This is a genomic window from Candidatus Pelagibacter sp. HTCC7211, assembly GCF_000155895.1.
Taxonomy (GTDB): domain Bacteria; phylum Pseudomonadota; class Alphaproteobacteria; order Pelagibacterales; family Pelagibacteraceae; genus Pelagibacter.
Genome location: NZ_DS995298.1, coordinates 92,323 through 109,576 on the forward strand (window position 1 = coordinate 92,323; position 17,254 = coordinate 109,576).

General features: G+C 28.3%; 23 protein-coding genes and 2 tRNA genes. 10 read left to right on the plus strand and 15 right to left on the minus strand.

Annotated elements, in window-relative coordinates:
* Positions 1–3 precede the first annotated feature (3 nt).
* The 10 genes from PB7211_RS00475 to PB7211_RS00520 all read right to left on the minus strand — a co-directional run bounded on the left by PB7211_RS00475 (position 4) and on the right by PB7211_RS00520 (position 5,592).
* Positions 4–78 (minus strand) — tRNA-His (locus tag PB7211_RS00475).
* Positions 79–311: 233 nt separating this feature from the next.
* Positions 312–524 carry a cold-shock protein gene (locus PB7211_RS00480; RefSeq protein WP_008544806.1) on the minus strand — a complete coding sequence of 71 codons (213 nt, stop codon included), beginning with the start codon at positions 522–524 and terminating at the stop codon, positions 312–314.
* Positions 525–604: 80 nt separating this feature from the next.
* A tRNA-Phe gene (locus tag PB7211_RS00485) sits at positions 605–679 on the minus strand.
* 6 nt (positions 680–685) lie between these two features.
* The gene (gene infA, locus PB7211_RS00490) at positions 686–901 is read right to left on the minus strand and encodes a translation initiation factor IF-1 (RefSeq protein WP_029454108.1); all 216 of its coding nucleotides are present in this window, start codon (positions 899–901) and stop codon (positions 686–688) included.
* Positions 902–903: 2 nt separating this feature from the next.
* Positions 904–2,187 (minus strand): histidinol dehydrogenase, encoded by a 1,284-nt coding sequence (hisD, locus tag PB7211_RS00495; RefSeq protein WP_008544799.1) that lies wholly within the window; start codon positions 2,185–2,187, stop codon positions 904–906.
* The gene (locus PB7211_RS00500; protein WP_029454106.1) at positions 2,187–2,585 is read right to left on the minus strand and encodes a DUF2948 family protein; all 399 of its coding nucleotides are present in this window, start codon (positions 2,583–2,585) and stop codon (positions 2,187–2,189) included. The genes hisD and PB7211_RS00500 overlap by 1 nt, the downstream gene beginning before the upstream one ends.
* A complete protein-coding gene (gene murA, locus PB7211_RS00505; protein ID WP_008544542.1) occupies positions 2,585–3,838 on the minus strand; it encodes a UDP-N-acetylglucosamine 1-carboxyvinyltransferase in 1,254 nt (417 codons plus the stop codon). Before murA ends, PB7211_RS00500 begins: the two co-directional genes overlap by 1 nt.
* A 2-nt stretch (positions 3,839–3,840) precedes the next feature.
* On the minus strand, positions 3,841–4,395 hold the full coding sequence (dcd, locus tag PB7211_RS00510; RefSeq protein WP_008544275.1) for a dCTP deaminase: 555 nt from the start codon (positions 4,393–4,395) through the stop codon (positions 3,841–3,843).
* A 97-nt stretch (positions 4,396–4,492) separates the two neighbouring features.
* Positions 4,493–4,693 carry a hypothetical protein gene (locus PB7211_RS00515; protein ID WP_008545976.1) on the minus strand — a complete coding sequence of 67 codons (201 nt, stop codon included), beginning with the start codon at positions 4,691–4,693 and terminating at the stop codon, positions 4,493–4,495.
* Positions 4,694–4,869: 176 nt separating this feature from the next.
* Positions 4,870–5,592 (minus strand): TVP38/TMEM64 family protein, encoded by a 723-nt coding sequence (locus tag PB7211_RS00520; RefSeq protein WP_008545398.1) that lies wholly within the window; start codon positions 5,590–5,592, stop codon positions 4,870–4,872.
* 92 nt (positions 5,593–5,684) lie between these two features.
* On the opposite strand from PB7211_RS00520, the gene rpmH reads away from it, so the two are divergent.
* The 10 genes from rpmH to PB7211_RS00570 are packed head-to-tail and all read left to right on the plus strand — an operon-like array spanning position 5,685 to position 13,098.
* The gene (gene rpmH / locus PB7211_RS00525) at positions 5,685–5,825 is read left to right on the plus strand and encodes a 50S ribosomal protein L34 (protein ID WP_008545591.1); all 141 of its coding nucleotides are present in this window, start codon (positions 5,685–5,687) and stop codon (positions 5,823–5,825) included.
* 4 nt (positions 5,826–5,829) lie between these two features.
* On the plus strand, positions 5,830–6,171 hold the full coding sequence (gene rnpA / locus PB7211_RS00530) for a ribonuclease P protein component (RefSeq protein ID WP_008545130.1): 342 nt from the start codon (positions 5,830–5,832) through the stop codon (positions 6,169–6,171).
* Positions 6,171–6,422, plus strand: a complete 252-nt coding sequence (gene yidD, locus PB7211_RS00535; protein ID WP_008545181.1) for a membrane protein insertion efficiency factor YidD — start codon at positions 6,171–6,173, stop codon at positions 6,420–6,422. Before rnpA ends, yidD begins: the two co-directional genes overlap by 1 nt.
* Positions 6,422–8,098 carry a membrane protein insertase YidC gene (gene yidC / locus PB7211_RS00540; RefSeq protein WP_008544797.1) on the plus strand — a complete coding sequence of 559 codons (1,677 nt, stop codon included), beginning with the start codon at positions 6,422–6,424 and terminating at the stop codon, positions 8,096–8,098. Before yidD ends, yidC begins: the two co-directional genes overlap by 1 nt.
* On the plus strand, positions 8,098–8,964 hold the full coding sequence (gene argB / locus PB7211_RS00545; protein ID WP_008544286.1) for an acetylglutamate kinase: 867 nt from the start codon (positions 8,098–8,100) through the stop codon (positions 8,962–8,964). The genes yidC and argB overlap by 1 nt, the downstream gene beginning before the upstream one ends.
* A complete protein-coding gene (locus tag PB7211_RS00550) occupies positions 8,961–9,632 on the plus strand; it encodes a pyrimidine 5'-nucleotidase (RefSeq protein ID WP_008544838.1) in 672 nt (223 codons plus the stop codon). The genes argB and PB7211_RS00550 overlap by 4 nt, the downstream gene beginning before the upstream one ends.
* A gap of 22 nt (positions 9,633–9,654) precedes the next feature.
* On the plus strand, positions 9,655–10,485 hold the full coding sequence (dapD, locus tag PB7211_RS00555; protein ID WP_008544716.1) for a 2,3,4,5-tetrahydropyridine-2,6-dicarboxylate N-succinyltransferase: 831 nt from the start codon (positions 9,655–9,657) through the stop codon (positions 10,483–10,485).
* Positions 10,486–10,492: 7 nt separating this feature from the next.
* Positions 10,493–11,650, plus strand: a complete 1,158-nt coding sequence (dapE, locus tag PB7211_RS00560) for a succinyl-diaminopimelate desuccinylase (protein WP_008545032.1) — start codon at positions 10,493–10,495, stop codon at positions 11,648–11,650.
* Positions 11,647–12,576 (plus strand): histone deacetylase family protein, encoded by a 930-nt coding sequence (locus PB7211_RS00565; RefSeq protein WP_008544711.1) that lies wholly within the window; start codon positions 11,647–11,649, stop codon positions 12,574–12,576. Before dapE ends, PB7211_RS00565 begins: the two co-directional genes overlap by 4 nt.
* A 30-nt stretch (positions 12,577–12,606) precedes the next feature.
* On the plus strand, positions 12,607–13,098 hold the full coding sequence (locus PB7211_RS00570; RefSeq protein ID WP_034398668.1) for an SET domain-containing protein: 492 nt from the start codon (positions 12,607–12,609) through the stop codon (positions 13,096–13,098).
* On the opposite strand, the gene truA is transcribed toward PB7211_RS00570, so the two are convergent.
* Genes truA through PB7211_RS00595 form a run of 5 tightly spaced genes read right to left on the minus strand, consistent with a single transcriptional unit; the run spans position 13,078 to position 17,210 of the window.
* On the minus strand, positions 13,078–13,818 hold the full coding sequence (truA, locus tag PB7211_RS00575; RefSeq protein WP_034398670.1) for a tRNA pseudouridine(38-40) synthase TruA: 741 nt from the start codon (positions 13,816–13,818) through the stop codon (positions 13,078–13,080). The two genes, PB7211_RS00570 and truA, sit on opposite strands and share 21 nt — an antisense overlap.
* Complete coding sequence (gene fmt / locus PB7211_RS00580) at positions 13,819–14,742, minus strand: methionyl-tRNA formyltransferase (protein ID WP_008544863.1); 924 nt, start codon at positions 14,740–14,742, stop codon at positions 13,819–13,821.
* 3 nt (positions 14,743–14,745) lie between these two features.
* Positions 14,746–15,264, minus strand: coding sequence for a peptide deformylase (gene def / locus PB7211_RS00585; RefSeq protein WP_008545128.1), 519 nt, complete (start codon positions 15,262–15,264; stop codon positions 14,746–14,748).
* A 25-nt stretch (positions 15,265–15,289) separates the two neighbouring features.
* Positions 15,290–17,053 carry a hypothetical protein gene (locus tag PB7211_RS00590; RefSeq protein WP_008545319.1) on the minus strand — a complete coding sequence of 588 codons (1,764 nt, stop codon included), beginning with the start codon at positions 17,051–17,053 and terminating at the stop codon, positions 15,290–15,292.
* Positions 17,028–17,210, minus strand: a complete 183-nt coding sequence (locus PB7211_RS00595) for a hypothetical protein (protein ID WP_034398674.1) — start codon at positions 17,208–17,210, stop codon at positions 17,028–17,030. The genes PB7211_RS00590 and PB7211_RS00595 overlap by 26 nt, the downstream gene beginning before the upstream one ends.
* Between the last annotated feature and the right edge of the window lie 44 nt (positions 17,211–17,254).

The following is a 17,254-nucleotide window of genomic DNA, read 5'->3' on the forward strand; positions in this document are numbered from 1 at the left end:
TTTTGGTACCCGGGCTGAGAATCGAACTCAAACTTAAAGTTCCACAAACTTTCGTGCTAACCGTTACACCACCCAGGCATTCCTTGTTTTTATATTATTTTTGTGTGGATTTAAAATTATATTATAAATAAATAGCCTACAGGCTATGCAAACAAATTCTATGAGTACTTCTTGAAGTCTCTCTATACGTAATATTTATAATCATGAGCAGTCTTTTAGACAATAATTCCGATTATTCAAGACAAAAAATAAAAAAGGACGTTATCTATTTTTCTATAGATAAAACGCCCTTTAAAATATTTTAATAAAAATTAGTCTACTTTTTTTAAGTTAACTGCTGAAGGACCTTTAGGACCATCTTCTAATGTAAATTCAAGTTTATCACCCTCATTTAGATATCTCATACCTGCTGCTTTAACAGCTGATGCATGCACAAAGGCATCTTTTTCTTTGTCATCTCTTTCAATGAAACCATACCCTTTTTTACCATTATACCATTTAATTTTACCCGTTAATGTACTCATCTTATTCTTAGTCCTTATGTTGTTTATTATTCTGTAAAGCTATTTTGATTTTTTTTAAATTTCAAGATTAAAAATGATGGTGGTGCCTCGGGAAGGATTCGCACCTCCGACACAAGCCTTTTCAGGGCTCTGCTCTACTCCTGAGCTACCGAGGCAAAAGATTAACCTCTAAAGATTATTCTGCCTTTTGTAAGGTCATAAGGTGTAATTTCTACTGTCACATTATCCCCTTGCAATACTCTAATTCTATTTTTTCTTAACTTACCAGCTGTGTGTGCAGTAACTGTATGGCCATTTTCTAATTTAACTCTAAACATTGCGTTTGGTAGTAAGTCCGTTACTTTACCCTTAAATTCTAGTAGGTCTTGTTTTGACAAATTTATTTTCTCCTAATTCTTTTCTTTACAGATTCAGCATGTCCTGCTAAGCCTTCGTAATTTGCAAGTGTTATAACGGATGGTCCAAGACTTTCAATACCCTTTTTAGATAAGTTTATGTAGGAAATCCGTTTATAAAATTCGTTTACACTTACTCCACTTGAGTATTTTGCAGATCCGTTTGTTGGAAGTATATGGTTTGATCCTACATTGTAATCTGTCATTGCCATAACCGCATATTTTCCTAAACAAATAGAACCTGAGTTTTTAATTTTTGGAATAAACGATTTATAATTCTTAACATTCAGCTCCAAGTGTTCGGGTGCAATTTTATTTACTACATCAGTAATTTTTTTATCAGAACTAATGTGCATTAAAATTCCATTACTAATTAAACTTTTTTTAGCAACAGATTGTCTTGGAATTTCTTTTAATTGTTTAAAGATTTCAATTTTAACTTTTTCTACAATATTTTTATCTTTAGAAATTAAAATACATTGAGCAAGATTATCATGCTCTGCTTGACCTATTAGATCACTTGCGACCCATCCTGGATTCGAAAATTTATCACAAATTATTGTTACCTCAGATGGTCCTGCAGTCATTCCCTCAATTCCAACATCACCAAAAACTTCTTTCTTAGCGGCTGCAACAAATGCATTGCCAGGACCTACAATTTTATTAACCTTTTTTATTCTTTTTGTTCCATAAGCTGCGGCAGCAATTGCTGATGGCCCTCCTATTGAATAAATCTCTTTTATTTTACATTTACGCGCTGCATATAATACTGCTGGATTTTGCTTTCCTTTATATCCAGGATTGATCATTATTACCCTTTTAACACCAGCAACAATTGCTGGAATAGCGTTCATTAAAACACTTGAAGGGTATGAAGCTGTAGAACCAGGCACATATATTGCAACTGATTCTATTGGAACATATTTGTATTCCAATTTATTTTTTAGTTTATCTGTGTATGAAATATTCTTAAATTTTTGAAGAGAGTGAAATTTATGAATTCTAGTATATGCAAGATCAATTGCATTTTTAACTTTTTTATCTAGAGACTTTATTGATTTAGAAATTTGATTAGCGCTTGGTACAATTACATTATTTTTATTAAATCTTTTTTCATATTTTAAAAGAGCTTTATCGCCATTTTTTTTAACATCTTTTATAATACCTACAATTGAAACTGAATTGGATTGGACTTTATTTTTTCTTTTTAAAAGCAAAGCGTCCAAAACTTTATCAAAATTTTTACTCTTACTATTTAATATTTTCATTACTGTTTAATTTCGTTTTGATCCTCTAGATTTACCTCAATTGTTTCTGTAGTCAAAGCTATGTGAGCATTATTATCAAAAATTAAGTTAATTTCATAATCATCTTTATTTTTTAAATAATCTATAGCTATTAAGTCTAAAACTAATTCTTCATTTTTTTGATCAATATTTTTTGACTTTACTTTATCAACAAAATCAAACCTGCAAATACTGTTAATTATTTTATCTGCTTGATCTGTTTCAATTTTGGTTCGTTCAAGAGATAATAAAAAAACTTTATTTGAAGCAAGATATTTAATGTCTGCTACTTTAACTTTTGCACCAGCAGTACATGCAGAAATCATTTGTAAACCCTCATTATCTGTAGCAATTATTTGAGCTAGATATTTTTTATCCATTAATTAACTCTTCTAATTTTTGCACCAACTTTTTTTAATTTCTTTTCTAAACTCTCATATCCACGATCTAGGTGATATATTCTATTTATAACAGATTTACCTTTTGCAGTTAATGCAGCAAGAATTAATGAAACTGAAGCTCTTAAATCAGTTGCCATCAATTCTGCTGCTGCAAAATTTATATTTCCTTCAACTATAGCTTTATTGCCATTAGTTGAGATATTGGCGCCCATTCGATTTAACTCTGCAACATGCATAAATCTATTTTCAAAAATATCTTCTTTTATTAAAGATTTTTTATTTGCTTTACATAACAAAACCATGATCTGCGCCTGCAGATCTGTTGGAAAGCCTGGATAAGGTGCTGTTTTTATATTTATATTATTGATCTTTTTATTTCCAATAATGTGAATATCACCTTTTTTAATACTAATTTTTGCACCTATCTTTTTAAGGATATCAATTTCAGTTTGAATAATACTTGGTACGACATTTTTAATCGTTAAATTTCCTTCTGTAACAGCTGCTGCAACTAAATAAGTACCAGCCTCAATTCTATCGAACATAATTTTATAATTTGTTTCATTAATTTTGCTTACACCTTGAATTTTAATTGAGCGTTTTGTAATCCATTTTATTTTACATCCAGCTTTATTTAAAAAATTAATCAAATCTTTTATCTCAGGCTCTATTGCACAATTACTTAAAATAGTGGTGCCTTTTGCTAAACTTGCAGCAATAATTAAATTTTCAGTAGCTCCAACTGAAATTTTTGGAAATCGAATTTTAGATCCTTTTAAACCTTTAGGTGCAGTTGCATGTACATAACCTTCAATAATTTTATATTTTACACCAAGTTTTGATAATGCTTTTAAATGAATGTCTACTGGTCTTGTGCCAATTGCACATCCTCCTGGTAGTGAGACTTTTGCGCTACCAAATTTTGCAAGTAGTGGGCCAAGAACCAAAATACCTGCTCGCATAGTTTTCATTAAATTATAGGAGGCAATTTTTTTTTGTTGTTTAGAATTATCAATAATTAATTTTTCATTATCAAATTTTACTTTTGATCCTAATGATTGTATTAAATTAATCATTGTCTCAATATCTTTTACCTTTGGTAAATTATTTAAATAAATTTTTTTACTAGATAACAAAGTTGCCGCTAAAATTGGTAAAGAAGCATTCTTTGAACCAGATATTTTTATTTGTCCTTTGAGCTTATTTGCTCCTAGGACTTCTAGTTTTTGCATGGTTAAACTTTAGGTAATGTTACTCCAGTTTGACCCATGTATTTTCCGTTTCTATCTGCATAAGTCACTTCTGGTTTTTCATTTCCTTTTAAAAAAATGAATTGTGCAACACCTTCATTTGCATAAATTTTAGCAGGCAGTGGTGTGGTGTTTGAAAACTCAAGTGTTACATACCCTTCCCATCCAGGCTCTAAAGGTGTTACGTTAACTATAATTCCGCATCGTGCATAAGTAGATTTACCAAGACAAATAACTAGCACATCATCTGGTATTTTGAACTTTTCGACTGTTCTAGCTAATACAAATGAATTAGGTGGAATAATGCACTCTGAAACATTTTTAGTTACAAAGTTTGTTGGTTTAAAATTTTTAGGATCAACTATTTCAGAATTTACATTTGTAAATATCTTAAATTCTTCAGATACTCTAGCATCGTAACCGAAAGAGGATAAACCATATGAAATACTATTTCCTCTAACTTGTTTTTCTTCAAACGGACTAATCATATCTTCTTCTATAGACATTTTTCTAATCCACTTATCTGAAAGAACTGACATTATTTATTTTTCTTTTTTGTTTTTTTTTGAAAAAGTTTTCTTTTCTTTAAGTTTTTTCTTAGTGCTAAGCTTAAGCGCTCATTTTTATCTTTTGAATTCATTCTTTATCTGGATTAGTAAGGAAGTCTAAGGTTATTGGCTTTGAAGTATCTAGTGTTTTTGGTTTTGCCTCCTCCTCCTTTGGGCCTTCTTTAGCTAAACGTTTAGCTTTTTTTTCTGCAAGCTTCTTTTCTCTCTTAGCTTGCTTTTCCATAAGCTTATTACCTTTAGTAGATTTATAATCGTAATGAATTCCCATAAAATTTCCTCAAGTAGATATAATTCATATTACCTAAAAAATTAAGGCAATATTTTGAAAAAAATGCTTTATTATCAATAAAATATAAATTGTTTATTAGCTCCTATAGATAAATGGTATATCAAGTCATTGGTAATGACTAATTCCCTGGTCAGTACAGGGTGGGAGCACCATAATTAATTTTTATAAAAAATTTTTCTCAAAAAAATTGTAAATAAAATTAATGTAAAAAACGCTAAAATTGGAACGTATATATCTTGGGAAAAAATTACATCTGTAATTTTTGGAACCTCTGAATTTTGATCAATTAATTTCTCTAAACCACTTCCAATTGAAACAGCTAAAAAAATTTGAGGTATAATTCCTATAATCGTTGCAAAGAAAAAATTCTTTATTTTCACATTAAAAAGTGTTGGTAAAAGACAGCTTAATTGCCAAGGTATTCCTCCAATGAATCTATATATCAATAAATAAATAAATTCAGATTTTTTAAATTTCATTTCAAGTCTTTGGTATTTGTTTAAAAAATTTTCTCTAATAAAATTTTTTAAAAAATAATTTCCAAACACATACAAAAGAGTTGCGCCAATGCTTAATCCTAAAACAACAATTAGAGTTCCAATCCATTTTCCAAAAATAAATCCTCCAAACAAAGCTACAGGAGATCCAAAACCTAAAAATGGAAAAACCCATAATATTGTCAGTAATAAAAAAATTATTGATATTAAAAACAAATTAGAGTTTTTAAGTTCAAAGAAATAAGATCTGTTTTGTTTAATGAAATCATATGATGTGAGATCTTGAAGGCTAAATTTTGAAAAGAAAAAGTATAAAAATAAACAAACTAAAATTAGATAGGATAATCCTATAATTGTTTTAATTTTTTTAGTTTTTTCCATCAAATCTAATACAATTTATAAAATCTTCTGTTTGCTATTTATATATTTAATTACTATAAAGGGCGAAATTTAATTAAAAATTAACCACATTTATGAAACGAACATATCAACCATCTAACGTTAAAAGAGCTCGAAAACATGGTTTTAGGTCTAAAATGAAAACTAAAGGTGGACAAAAGCTTTTAGCTAGAAGAAGAGCAAGAGGAAGAAAATCGTTAACTGTATCAGTTTAAATAAATGAAAAGCAAAATACTTGCTCTTTCAAAAAACGAAGAATTCAAAAATCTACTTAAACAAAAAAAAATTTCTAATAAATTCGTTACAATTTTTTTTGGCACTTTAGAAAATAAAGATAATAAAAAACTTAATATAAGTTTTGTGACAAAGAAGAAAATAGGCAATGCAGTAAAAAGAAATAAAATCAAAAGAAGATTAAGAAATATAATTAATGATGCAGTTAAAAAAATATCAATAAAATTCAACTATTCATATCTTGTTATTGCTAAGTCAACTATGTTAAACAGTGATTACAAAAATATAAAAGAAAGCTTATTTCAAGATTTAGAAAAGATTAAATAATGAACATTATCACTGTTATTTTTATTAAAATTATAAAAGGTTATAAATTTTTTATCAGTCCTTTATTTGGTCATTCATGCAGATATTTGCCTACATGCTCAGAATACAGTATTGAAGCTTTGAAAGAATTTGGATTAGCTAAGGGAACTTTTTTAAGTTTAAAAAGAATTTTATCATGTCACCCAATAAAATTTTTAGGCGGTGGTGATGGTTTTGATCCTGTAAAAAAAAATATAAAGGTTAAAAAATAATGGATACTCGAAATGTTATCGCAGCAATTTCTTTATCAGCAGCAGTAATTATACTGTATTCACTTTATTTTGCACCACCTCCGATTACTAAAGAACAACTTGCAGAAAAAAATAAAACTGAACAAACTACTGATGCGCCAAGTTTAGATCAAAAAGAAACTATAACTGAAGTTTCAAGAGAGGAGGCTTTAAGTCAAAGTAAGAGAATTAAATTTGAAAATCAAAGTATAATTGGTTCTATATCTCTTAAAGGTGCAGCAATCGATGACTTAACCTTTAAAGAATATAATGTAGCATTAGAAAGTGATGAAAAAGTTAAACTATTGTCACCTAGAAGTGCCAAAGATGGATACTTAATAGAAAGTGGATTTATAACTACTGATAAAAATATTGATATTCCAAATTCTAATTCAGAGTGGTCTGTATCAGGAAGTAATATATTAACTGATCAATCTCCTGTAAAATTAACATGGACTAATGATCAAGGGATTACTTTTGAAAAAGAGATATCTCTAGATGATAAGTTTTTATTCACTATTAAACAAAAAGTAATTAATTCAACAAATAAAGAGTTTGATTTTTATCCTTATGGTCAAATTATTAGAAAAGAAATTCCTGAAATTTCTAATTTCTATATCCTCCATGAAGGTCTTATTGCAACTTTAGATGAAGAATTGATTGAAGAGGATTACGACGATATTCAAGAAGAAAAATTTTCAAAAACTTCACAAAAGGGATGGCTTGGAATTTCAGACAAATTTTGGATAACATCATTAATTCCACCAAATGGAAAAGAATTTAAAACAACTTTTGATTATAAAGATAAATTTCGTGCCAATTTTGTAGGTACAGAGCCTTTGGAACTAAAAGGAAACTCAAGTATCGAGGATAAATTGCAGGTAATTGTAGCTGCAAAAAGAGTAGATGTTATTGATGGATACGCAGAGTCGTTAAATATTGATAAATTTGATTTAACAATTGATTGGGGTTTTTTATATTTTATTACAAAACCTCTTTTTTACGGAATCGACTATTTCTTTAAATTATTAGGAAATTATGGTCTTGCAATTATTGCTATAACAATTTGTATAAGACTGGCATTTTTTCCACTTGCTAACTTCTCATTCAGAAGCATGGCTAAAATGAAAGCACTTCAGCCAGAGATGGTAAGATTAAAAGATTTACATAAAGAAGATAAAATGAAGCTCCAGCAAGAAATGATGGCACTTTATAAAAAGGAAAAAGTAAATCCTATGTCTGGATGTTTGCCCATATTGGTGCAGATACCAGTATTTTTTGCTTTATATAAAGTTTTATTTGTGACAATTGAAATGAGACAAATGCCTTTTTATGGCTGGATACAAGATTTATCTGAGAGAGATCCAACATCTTTATTTAACTTGTTTGGTCTGCTTCCTTATGACGTTCCATCTTTTTTAATGATTGGAGCATGGCCAATTGCAATGGGTGTTTCTATGTTTATTCAACAAAAATTAAATCCAGCTCCAACAGATCCAATGCAAGCAAAAATATTTATGTTCTTTCCTTTATTCTTAACGATAATTTTAGCACCTTTCCCTGCTGGATTGGTAATTTATTGGACGGTTAATAATATTTTAACTATGGCTCAACAAGTTTTCATAATGAAACGAACTACAGTCAAAACAGCAACTTAATGTTGGAAATCAAAGAAGAAGAATTAAAAAAAATCCTACCCACTGATGGTCCCTCGATTAATGAGGTTAAAAAATATTTAAAAAAATATAATGATGAATACATTGTTATTAAATGTGGTGGTAGTGTTTTAGTAGATAACAAATTATTTGATATTTTCATTAAAGATATATCAGTATTGGATAAGCTTGGATTTATTCCAATTATTGTCCATGGAGGCGGAAAAAGAATTAGCAATAAACTAAATGAATTAGGAATTAAGAGTAATTTTATAAAAGGATTGAGAGTTACAGAAAAAGAAACAATTGAAGTAGTAGAACAAGTGTTAATAGAGTTTAACTCTGAAATTATAGAGGCCTTAAAGGAACAACAATGTACTAGTCAAACTATAAACTCTAGAGAAAATAATATTATGACAGTTGTGCAAGAAAATACTGAGCTAGGATTTGTTGGAACACCAACAGAAATAAATAAGTCGATTATTGATAAAATTGTAGATGAAAAAAAAGTTCCTGTTATAGCTCCTTTGGGTCTAGACGAAAATAATCAAGCTTATAATATTAATGCTGATACAGCTGCTGGATCAATTGCAAAAAAAATTGAAGCTAGACGTTTAATAATAATGAGTGATGTTGATGGTGTTCTTGATAGTAATAAAAAATTAATCCCTGAAATTAATTCTCAATCAATTAAAGATTTAATAAATGATGAGGTAGTTACTGGAGGAATGATTCCTAAAATTAATAATTGTTTAGATGTTGCTTGTAACGGTGTTAAAGGTGTTGTTATTATTGATGGTCGAAAGAACCACTCTATTCTTTTTGAATTATTATCCGACAAAGGTTCAGGAACTTTAATTAGACAATGAAAGAATTAATAGACATAAAATACTGGATATTTGATCTAGATAACACTCTTTATAGCGGTCAAACGCAGGTTTTCTCTGAAGTAGATAAGAAAATGAGCGCATTTATATCAAAAAAAATGAATGTGGATTTAGTCAAAGCAAAAGAAATACAAAAAAAATATTTTTATGAATATGGCACAACACTATCAGGATTAATGAAACAGGATGGTATAGATCCACATGACTTTTTAGAATTTGTTCATGATATTGACATAAGCTGGTTGCCTAAAGATTTAAAATTACGAGAAGAATTAACAAAAATTAAAGAAAAAAAAATTATCTTTACCAATGGTTCACATGCACATGTTGAAAATGTCACCAAGCAATTAGGAATAGATGGCCTATTTGATGGAGCTTTTGATATTGTAGATGCTGATTTTACTCCAAAACCTCATTTAGATCCCTATGAAAAATTAATAAAAAAATTTAATATCAATCCAAATCAGTCAATTTTAATTGAGGATATTGCACACAATTTAGAACAAGCTAAAAATTTAGGAATGAAAACTTGTTGGTTGGAAAATGAGGAGTCATTTGCAAAAAAAGACTCTGACAAATCTTACATAGATTATAAGATTAAGAACTTGCCTTCTTTTTTACAAGAAATTAATATATTAAAGAATAATTAAATTAACTTTCTAAAATTAAAATATGAGCGATATAGAAAAAATTATAAATGATGCGTGGGAAAATAGAGATAATGTAAATCAAGATTCTGACCAAAGTTTAAAGGATACTATCAATCAAATGATTGATGATTTAGATAGTGGTAAAGTTAGGGTCGCAGAAAAAATAGATGGTGAATGGGTCACACATCAACACATTAAAAAAGCTATTATGCTCAGCTTTAGAATATATCCAATGGAAAATTTAAATGGACCATACAGTAGTTGGTATGACAAGGCACATTTGTTAAAGGGTAAAACAGCTGGTTGGACAAAAGAGGATCATGAAAAAGCCGGTTTTAGAATGGTACCTAATTCTCCTGTAAGAAAAGGTTCGTTTGTAGGAAAAAATGCTGTGCTTATGCCATGCTATGTAAATATTGGAGCTTATATAGATGAAGGTACTATGATGGATACTTTTAGTCGTGCTGGTAGTTGTTGCCAAATAGGAAAAAATTGTCATATTTCTGCTGGATCAGGAATTGGGGGTGTCTTGGAACCCGCTCAAGCATTACCAACTATAATTGAAGATAATTGTTTTATTGGAGCAATGTCAGAGGTTGTTGAGGGTGTCATTGTTGGAGAAGGATCTGTTTTGAGTATGGGAATGTATATAGGACAATCAACTAAAATAGTTAATAGAAATACAGGGGAAGTTACTTATGGAAAAATTCCACCATATTCCGTAGTTGTGCCTGGTTCATTGCCTGATAAAAATAATTCTTCCGCACCATCGTTATATTGTGCGGTAATAATCAAACAAGTTGATGAAAAGACTAGATCTAAAACTTCTGTTAATGATCTATTAAGAGAATAGATTTATAATGGCCACTATTAACGAACTTCAATTAGCTAAAGAACTAATTAAATTTCCAACTGTAACACCTATTGACGCTGGAATAATGAAATTCTTAGAAAAAAAACTTAAAACTCTTGGGTTCAAAACAAAAATTTTAGAATTTAAAGAGAAAAACAGTAAGCCTGTAAAAAATCTCTACGCAAGACTGGGAAATAAAGGGCCTAATTTTTGCTATGCTGGTCATCTTGATGTTGTTCCAGCAGGGAATTTAAAAGATTGGACCGTAAATCCTTTTAAGCCCTCTATAAAAAAAGGTTTTTTAATCGGAAGAGGCGCGAATGATATGAAAAGTTCTGTTGCTGCTTTTGTTTCAGCGGTAAGCAATTTCATCTCAAAAGAAAGACAATTTAATGGCTCTATTAGTCTTTTAATTACTGGTGACGAAGAAGGAGTTGCAATAAATGGTACAAAAAAAGTAGTCAAATATTTAAGAAAGAAAAAAGAAAAGATAGATTTTTGTTTAGTTGGAGAGCCAACTAACCCAAATAAATTGGGTGAAATGATTAAAATTGGTCGTAGGGGAAGTATGACTGGAAAATTAACAATCATTGGTATCCAAGGACATGTTGCTTACCCTGACAGAGCAAATAATCCTTCAACGGCATTAATTCAAATACTGAAAGAACTTAAAGAAATTAAATTTGATAATGGTACAAAAGATTTTCAACCCACAAATCTTGAAATTACCAAAATCAATATAGATAATTTTGCAGATAATGTGATACCAGGATCAGCTAATGCAAAATTTAATATCAGATTTAACAACAAACATTCTTCAAATTCAATTAAAAAGAAAATTGATAAAATTATTAAAAGAATATGTAAAAAAAATAAATCAAAGTTTAATATTGATTATAGTGTCTCAGGAGAAGCTTTTCTGACTAAACCAAATGACACTACTTATATGATTAGAGATGAAATTAAAAAAATAACAAAGATTAAACCTAAGTTATCTACAACTGGTGGAACTTCTGATGCGAGATTCATTAGAAAAATAGCACCTTGTTTAGAGTTTGGTTTAGTTGGAAAAACTATGCACAAAGTAGATGAAGCAGTTTCATTGTCAGATTTAAAAAAATTAACATTAATTTATTCTAATATCTTAAAAAACTACTTTAAGTGAAAACTGGTTTAGTAACATCAGATACTTATCAAAACCATAATACAGGTGAAGGTCATCCTGAAAAAATAGATAGAGTTACTGCAGTAATTGATAACTTTAAAAAGTTAGATAATAAAAATTTAATTTGGAAAAAACCAACTAACTTTGATCTAGATCTTTTAATAAAAACTCATTCATTGGATTATATAAACCAAGTACAAAAATCTTTTCCACAAAATGGATTTAATTTTCTTGACGGTGATACAGTTGTTTCACCGGGTAGTAAAGATGCCACTAAAGATGCAGTTGGTTCAATACTTGCTGCAATAGAAGGTGTTCAGAATAAAGATTTCAAAAATGCTTTTTGTGCTGTTAGACCACCCGGGCATCATGCTGAAAAAGAAAAAGCAATGGGATTTTGTATTTATAATAATGTTGCTGTAGGTGCAAATTATCTTATCGAAAAATATAAGTATAATAAAATTGCAATCATTGATTTTGATGTACACCACGGAAATGGAACTCAAGATATTTTTTATGATAATGAAAAAGTCTTATACATATCAACTCATCAGTATCCTTATTATCCCGGATCAGGATCTGAAAAAGAAAAAGGTAAATATAATAATATTTTCAATATTCCTCTTGAAGCAGGTACAACAGCTGTTGAATATCTTAATGCGTACGAGCATGTTTTAAATAAACTTAAAGAATTTAAGCCTGAATTTTTGTTATTTTCTGCGGGTTTTGATGCACATATTGATGATCCTTTGGCTCAATTAAGATTAAGTTCAGAGGATTTTTATACCTTAACAAAAAGAACTTTGGAAATTTCAAAACCATTTTGTAACGGAAATGTGGTTTCAATTCTTGAGGGTGGGTATGATTTAAAAGCACTACAAGATAGTACTCAAAGACATGTAGATGCTTTAATAGAATTTAATTGATAATTTTTAATAACTCTCTAAAAAAATGTAATGAAATTGTATAGAATTAAAAAATCTGACATTGATAAAAAAGGTCGAGGCCTTTACGCAACAAAAGATATAAAAGCTGGAACAAAAATAATTGATTATATCGGAAAACTAATTACTAAAAAAGAAACTGAAGAGTCAGATAAATATGATAATAATAAACCTATTTATTTATTCACAATAAATAAAAGATATGATCTTGATGGGGATTTTTCTTGGAACACTGCTGGTTTAATAAATCACTCCTGTGATAATAATTGTGATTATGATGGTAAAGGACTTAAGATATGGGTTAAGGCCATTAAAGATATTAAAAAAGGTGAAGAATTTACATGTGACTATGGTTTTGGATATGATGAAAATTACAAACAATTTAAATGCAAATGTAAATCAAAAAATTGTTGTGGCTATATAGTCAGAGCAGAGTCTAGATGGCGAATTAATAAAAAATTTGCAATGAGTAATAAAAAAAAATTAATAAATCACTCTCGCTAAAAAAAGTCCCTCTGGAGGTGCTGGTGGTGCACATAATACTCTTTTTTTTGATTTAAATATCTTATCAAAAGTTTTCAAATCCCATTTTTTTTCACCTAAATATTTTAAACAACCTACCATGGATCTTACCTGTTGTTGTAAAAATGATTGAGATTTAAATTCTATTTCTATTTTATTTTTAGACGATTTGATTTTGATAGATTTAATAGTCTTAATTGGACTTTTAGCATGACAGCTAGATGCTCTAAAAGTAGAATAATCATTAGTTCCCTCTAGTTTTTTTGCACCTTTTTTAATTAAACTTAAATCTAAAGTTTTTCTAACATGCCAACCTCTTTTTTTTTCTATTACAGGTTCACTAATTTGATTAAAAATTATGTATTTATAAATTCTTTGTTTTGCAGAAAATCTTGAGTGAAATTTATTGCTTCTTTTTTTTATTTTTTTAATTGCAATACCTTTATCATTTAAAAAAAAGTTAATAGATTTTAAAAATTTTGTTAAATCTTTAATTTCATTTTTACAATCAAAATGAGCAGATTGTTCAATTGCATGAACTCCAGTATCTGTTCTTCCAGAACCATTTAAAATTATTTTTTGTTTTAACAGTTTCGTGAGTTTTTCTTGAATTAGACCTTGAATTGTTGCGCCTTTTTTTTGAATTTGCCATCCTCTAAAATTTGTACCTACATACTCAATAAGCAGTTGATATCTTATCATTTAGACTTTAGACCCTTTTTTTATTTGAGAACCAAGGATAAATTCACCAATATTTTGAGGCTTTTTTCCTTGTCTTTGTATTTCGGTAATCTTTATTGATTGATTTTTTCCACATACAATTTCTAGATAATCAGAAATAACTTCTCCTGGATTTCCAATTCCATTACCAATTTCTGCTTTTAATATCTTATATCTTTCGCCATTATATATAAAAAAAGCACCAGGTGTTGGATACAGACCATTAATTTTGCCAATAATGTTTTTTGCAGACTCTGTCCAATCAATTTCTCCTTCAGACTTTTGAATTTTTGACGCATAAGTTACTTTTGAATGATCTTGTTCAATAAAAGTAGCCTTATCATCTAATATATCATCAATATTATCTAAAATTTTTTCTGCGGCTAATAAAGAAAGTTTCTCTCCAATATCCTGAGCATTTAAATTATTGTCTAAATCTATTTTATAAGTGTTACATACTGGACCCGTATCAAGCTTCTCTGCTATTTTCATAATACTTACACCAGTTTCTTTGTCTAAGTTCATGATTGATCTTTGTATAGGAGCTGCACCTCTCCATCTTGGAAGTATTGATGCATGAATATTTATAAAACCTTTTTTAGATAAACTCAGGAATTCTTTTGGTATAATTTGTCCATAAGCAACAACTACAACAAGATCTGCTTCTATCTTTTTAAAAGACTCATACTCTTCATTGTTATCTTTTAATGATTTTGGTGTTTTAAAATCCAAATTCAAAGTCTCTGCTATTCCCTGTATTGGTGATTTATTTATTCTTTGTCCTCTTTGAGATTTTTGAGGAGGTTGTGTATATACATTTGAGATAGGGTATCCATTTTGATACAAAGATTTTAAAATTGGTACTGCAAACATTGGGGTGCCCATAAAAACAATCTTTTTAGGCATTAATTAAAGTACAGCTGTATTTGATTTCAATTTTGATAACTTTTTAATTATCATTGATTTTTTTAATTTTGATAAATAGTCAATAAAAAGCACACCCTCTAAATGATCCATTTCGTGTTGTATACAGGTTGCTAGTAATCCATCTGCTTTTAATAACTGCTTTTTTCCGTGATAATCTAAATATTCTACCTCACATTTACTTGGTCTATCTATTTCTGCAAACTGGTTAGGAACAGATAAACATCCTTCTTCATATGTTGATTTTATTGAATCTTTATTTTTAATAACAGGATTTACAAAATACCTTGGTTCTTTTTTCCCTTCTTCTTTACTAATATCCATCACTATTATCCTTTTTGGAACACCAACTTGAATTGCTGCGAGCCCTATACCTGGTGCGTCATACATTGTCTCCAACATATCATCCATTAATATTTGTTCCTCTTTGCCTACTTGATCAACAGGTTTAGATACCTGTCTTAACAATGGATTAGGCTCGGTTATGATAGTTTTAATAGTCATAAATAGTATTATTTTATTATAAATTTTAAACTTTTAAAGGAAGAACTTTAAGTAGAAGTTTATTTCTTATTAAATCTACATTTAATTGGTTAAGCGTATTAATTATGAAATAAACTGTGTCATCATCAATATCTTCAATTCTCTCAGAACCAATAACTTCAATAACCCTTAATAATGCTGCACCAACCTCTTTATTATCTATCATTAACTGTATATCTGCTGGCATTTCAGTTGCGCTAATTTTATACAGATCATCATATTTTTTTGAAATTTCAATTCCATCAGATTTTAATGCCTCAATAAAAATTATATCTTTTTTTGATAAAACATATTTTTTATTTTTTTTTATCTTTTTTAGGTATTTGTTCAAATCTTCTTCAATTTTAGATTTAGCGTAATCACCATTAAAATAATTTACTAATTTTGATTGGTGTAAAACTTTATTATTATATTTAATTCTTTTTTTACTTGAAGCACTGCCTTCTATATTTTCACTATAAAAAGTTGTAAAATTTGAAGGAACATCTTCAGGTTTTATTATTTTTAAAAATTTTTTTAGTTCTAAATCAAAAGCATTATCCAATCCTTCTGATATAAATATATCCTTTAAAATTTTCATTAACTCTAGTTTTAACTTTGGTTCCTCAGTTAAAAGTACTCTTTGATAAACTAAAGCTTTTGCTTCAATTGATGAAAGAGATTTATAAGTCTGTTTAGTATTTAGTAATTGATTTATAGTAAATTGAAAATTTTTATAAAATTCAAATAATTCTTCCTCAGAATAATTTTTATCATGAACTGCTTTTTCAATTATTGAAATTTTTTCAATATCAGTAATTTCAATATCTTTAATATTAAATAATAAATTTGAAGCTGATAAATATTTCCAAATTAATTTTGGAGTATCTTTTTTTGGTTCAAATTTAAATTCTGGATTTGTTCTATGAGCTAAATGAAAATCAAGAATAGAATTCTCAGATATATCCTTGTTAGCTTCTTCTAAATATCCAAACAAATAATTAATTTTATTTTCAAAATATTCATCGTTAAAACCTAATTCTTTTTTTAAATCTAATATAAGTTGAGCTTCTTCATTTTTTCCATAATTTATTAAACAATATAAATTAAATTTTGATAAATATTCATTTTCAAGAGGTTCTTTTATCTTAGAGAAAATTTCACAGGATTTTTTTACATCAGATTTAGAAAGGTAGTTATCAACCATATATCTCGTTAATTCTGGATGTAGATTGGTAGCTTGATTTTTAATAAGAAATTCTTCTATTAATTCAAGATTTGAATCTTTAATTAACCAATTAGATTTAAAATTTAAAAATTCATCCTCTGTGATACTTTTATTTGGATAGTAAGTATTAGTGAGTAATGCAATATTAAGAATTTCTGATGCATCACTTGAAAGATCATAATTATCTATATTTTTAAAAAGTTTTTTAAGAGTTACACCATCTGAATTTGACCACATATCAATACTTAGTCCATAGTCTGCAGGATCATATAATCCAACAATCTTAATTTCTTTGGAAGTGAGTTCGTTATCTAGTTTTACAGTTTCTTTTTTATTATCAGCTTGTAAATTATAAATATTACCCTCTTTTTTAACTTCTATATTTTCAATTGTTGAAATTGTTGCTGAAATTGTCTCATTTGATTTTTTTTCTATATTCCAAATATCTATAGGTTGATCTTCTGCTAATGCACAAAATGAAGATAGTAAATATATGACTGTTATTGATAAATATTTTTTATTTAACCACTTTAAAATTCTCATTAGGGATAATTTTCTTTATTTCTTTTTTTGGGGATGGAAAATCAATTGTATTTAGAAAAAAAACCAAACCTAAAATTGCTACTAATCCAAGAATAGATTTAATTACTAATCCTATTACATTAGTTTTGCCTGAACTTGTATTTTTACTAAATTCCATATAACTTTAGATAATTTCAAATTAAGACATATTTGTGTTTTTTC

Bases quoted from the DNA above. Each gene is read 5' to 3' on its own strand.
- PB7211_RS00500 (WP_029454106.1), bottom strand. From the start codon at position 2,585: ATGGATAAAAAATATCTAGCTCAAATAATTGCTACAGATAATGAGGGT.
- PB7211_RS00570 (WP_034398668.1), top strand. From the start codon at position 12,607: ATGAAATTGTATAGAATTAAAAAATCTGACATTGATAAAAAAGGTCGA.
- fmt (WP_008544863.1), bottom strand. From the start codon at position 14,742: ATGCCTAAAAAGATTGTTTTTATGGGCACCCCAATGTTTGCAGTACCA.
- PB7211_RS00590 (WP_008545319.1), bottom strand. From the start codon at position 17,053: ATGAGAATTTTAAAGTGGTTAAATAAAAAATATTTATCAATAACAGTC.
- yidD (WP_008545181.1), top strand. From the start codon at position 6,171: ATGAACATTATCACTGTTATTTTTATTAAAATTATAAAAGGTTATAAA.
- hisD (WP_008544799.1), bottom strand. From the start codon at position 2,187: ATGAAAATATTAAATAGTAAGAGTAAAAATTTTGATAAAGTTTTGGAC.
- def (WP_008545128.1), bottom strand. From the start codon at position 15,264: ATGACTATTAAAACTATCATAACCGAGCCTAATCCATTGTTAAGACAG.
- argB (WP_008544286.1), top strand. From the start codon at position 8,098: ATGTTGGAAATCAAAGAAGAAGAATTAAAAAAAATCCTACCCACTGAT.
- dapE (WP_008545032.1), top strand. From the start codon at position 10,493: ATGGCCACTATTAACGAACTTCAATTAGCTAAAGAACTAATTAAATTT.
- murA (WP_008544542.1), bottom strand. From the start codon at position 3,838: ATGCAAAAACTAGAAGTCCTAGGAGCAAATAAGCTCAAAGGACAAATA.
- yidC (WP_008544797.1), top strand. From the start codon at position 6,422: ATGGATACTCGAAATGTTATCGCAGCAATTTCTTTATCAGCAGCAGTA.
- PB7211_RS00520 (WP_008545398.1), bottom strand. From the start codon at position 5,592: ATGGAAAAAACTAAAAAAATTAAAACAATTATAGGATTATCCTATCTA.
- rpmH (WP_008545591.1), top strand. From the start codon at position 5,685: ATGAAACGAACATATCAACCATCTAACGTTAAAAGAGCTCGAAAACAT.
- rnpA (WP_008545130.1), top strand. From the start codon at position 5,830: ATGAAAAGCAAAATACTTGCTCTTTCAAAAAACGAAGAATTCAAAAAT.
- dcd (WP_008544275.1), bottom strand. From the start codon at position 4,395: ATGTCAGTTCTTTCAGATAAGTGGATTAGAAAAATGTCTATAGAAGAA.
- PB7211_RS00515 (WP_008545976.1), bottom strand. From the start codon at position 4,693: ATGGGAATTCATTACGATTATAAATCTACTAAAGGTAATAAGCTTATG.
- PB7211_RS00550 (WP_008544838.1), top strand. From the start codon at position 8,961: ATGAAAGAATTAATAGACATAAAATACTGGATATTTGATCTAGATAAC.
- PB7211_RS00595 (WP_034398674.1), bottom strand. From the start codon at position 17,210: ATGGAATTTAGTAAAAATACAAGTTCAGGCAAAACTAATGTAATAGGA.
- truA (WP_034398670.1), bottom strand. From the start codon at position 13,818: ATGATAAGATATCAACTGCTTATTGAGTATGTAGGTACAAATTTTAGA.
- PB7211_RS00480 (WP_008544806.1), bottom strand. From the start codon at position 524: ATGAGTACATTAACGGGTAAAATTAAATGGTATAATGGTAAAAAAGGG.
- dapD (WP_008544716.1), top strand. From the start codon at position 9,655: ATGAGCGATATAGAAAAAATTATAAATGATGCGTGGGAAAATAGAGAT.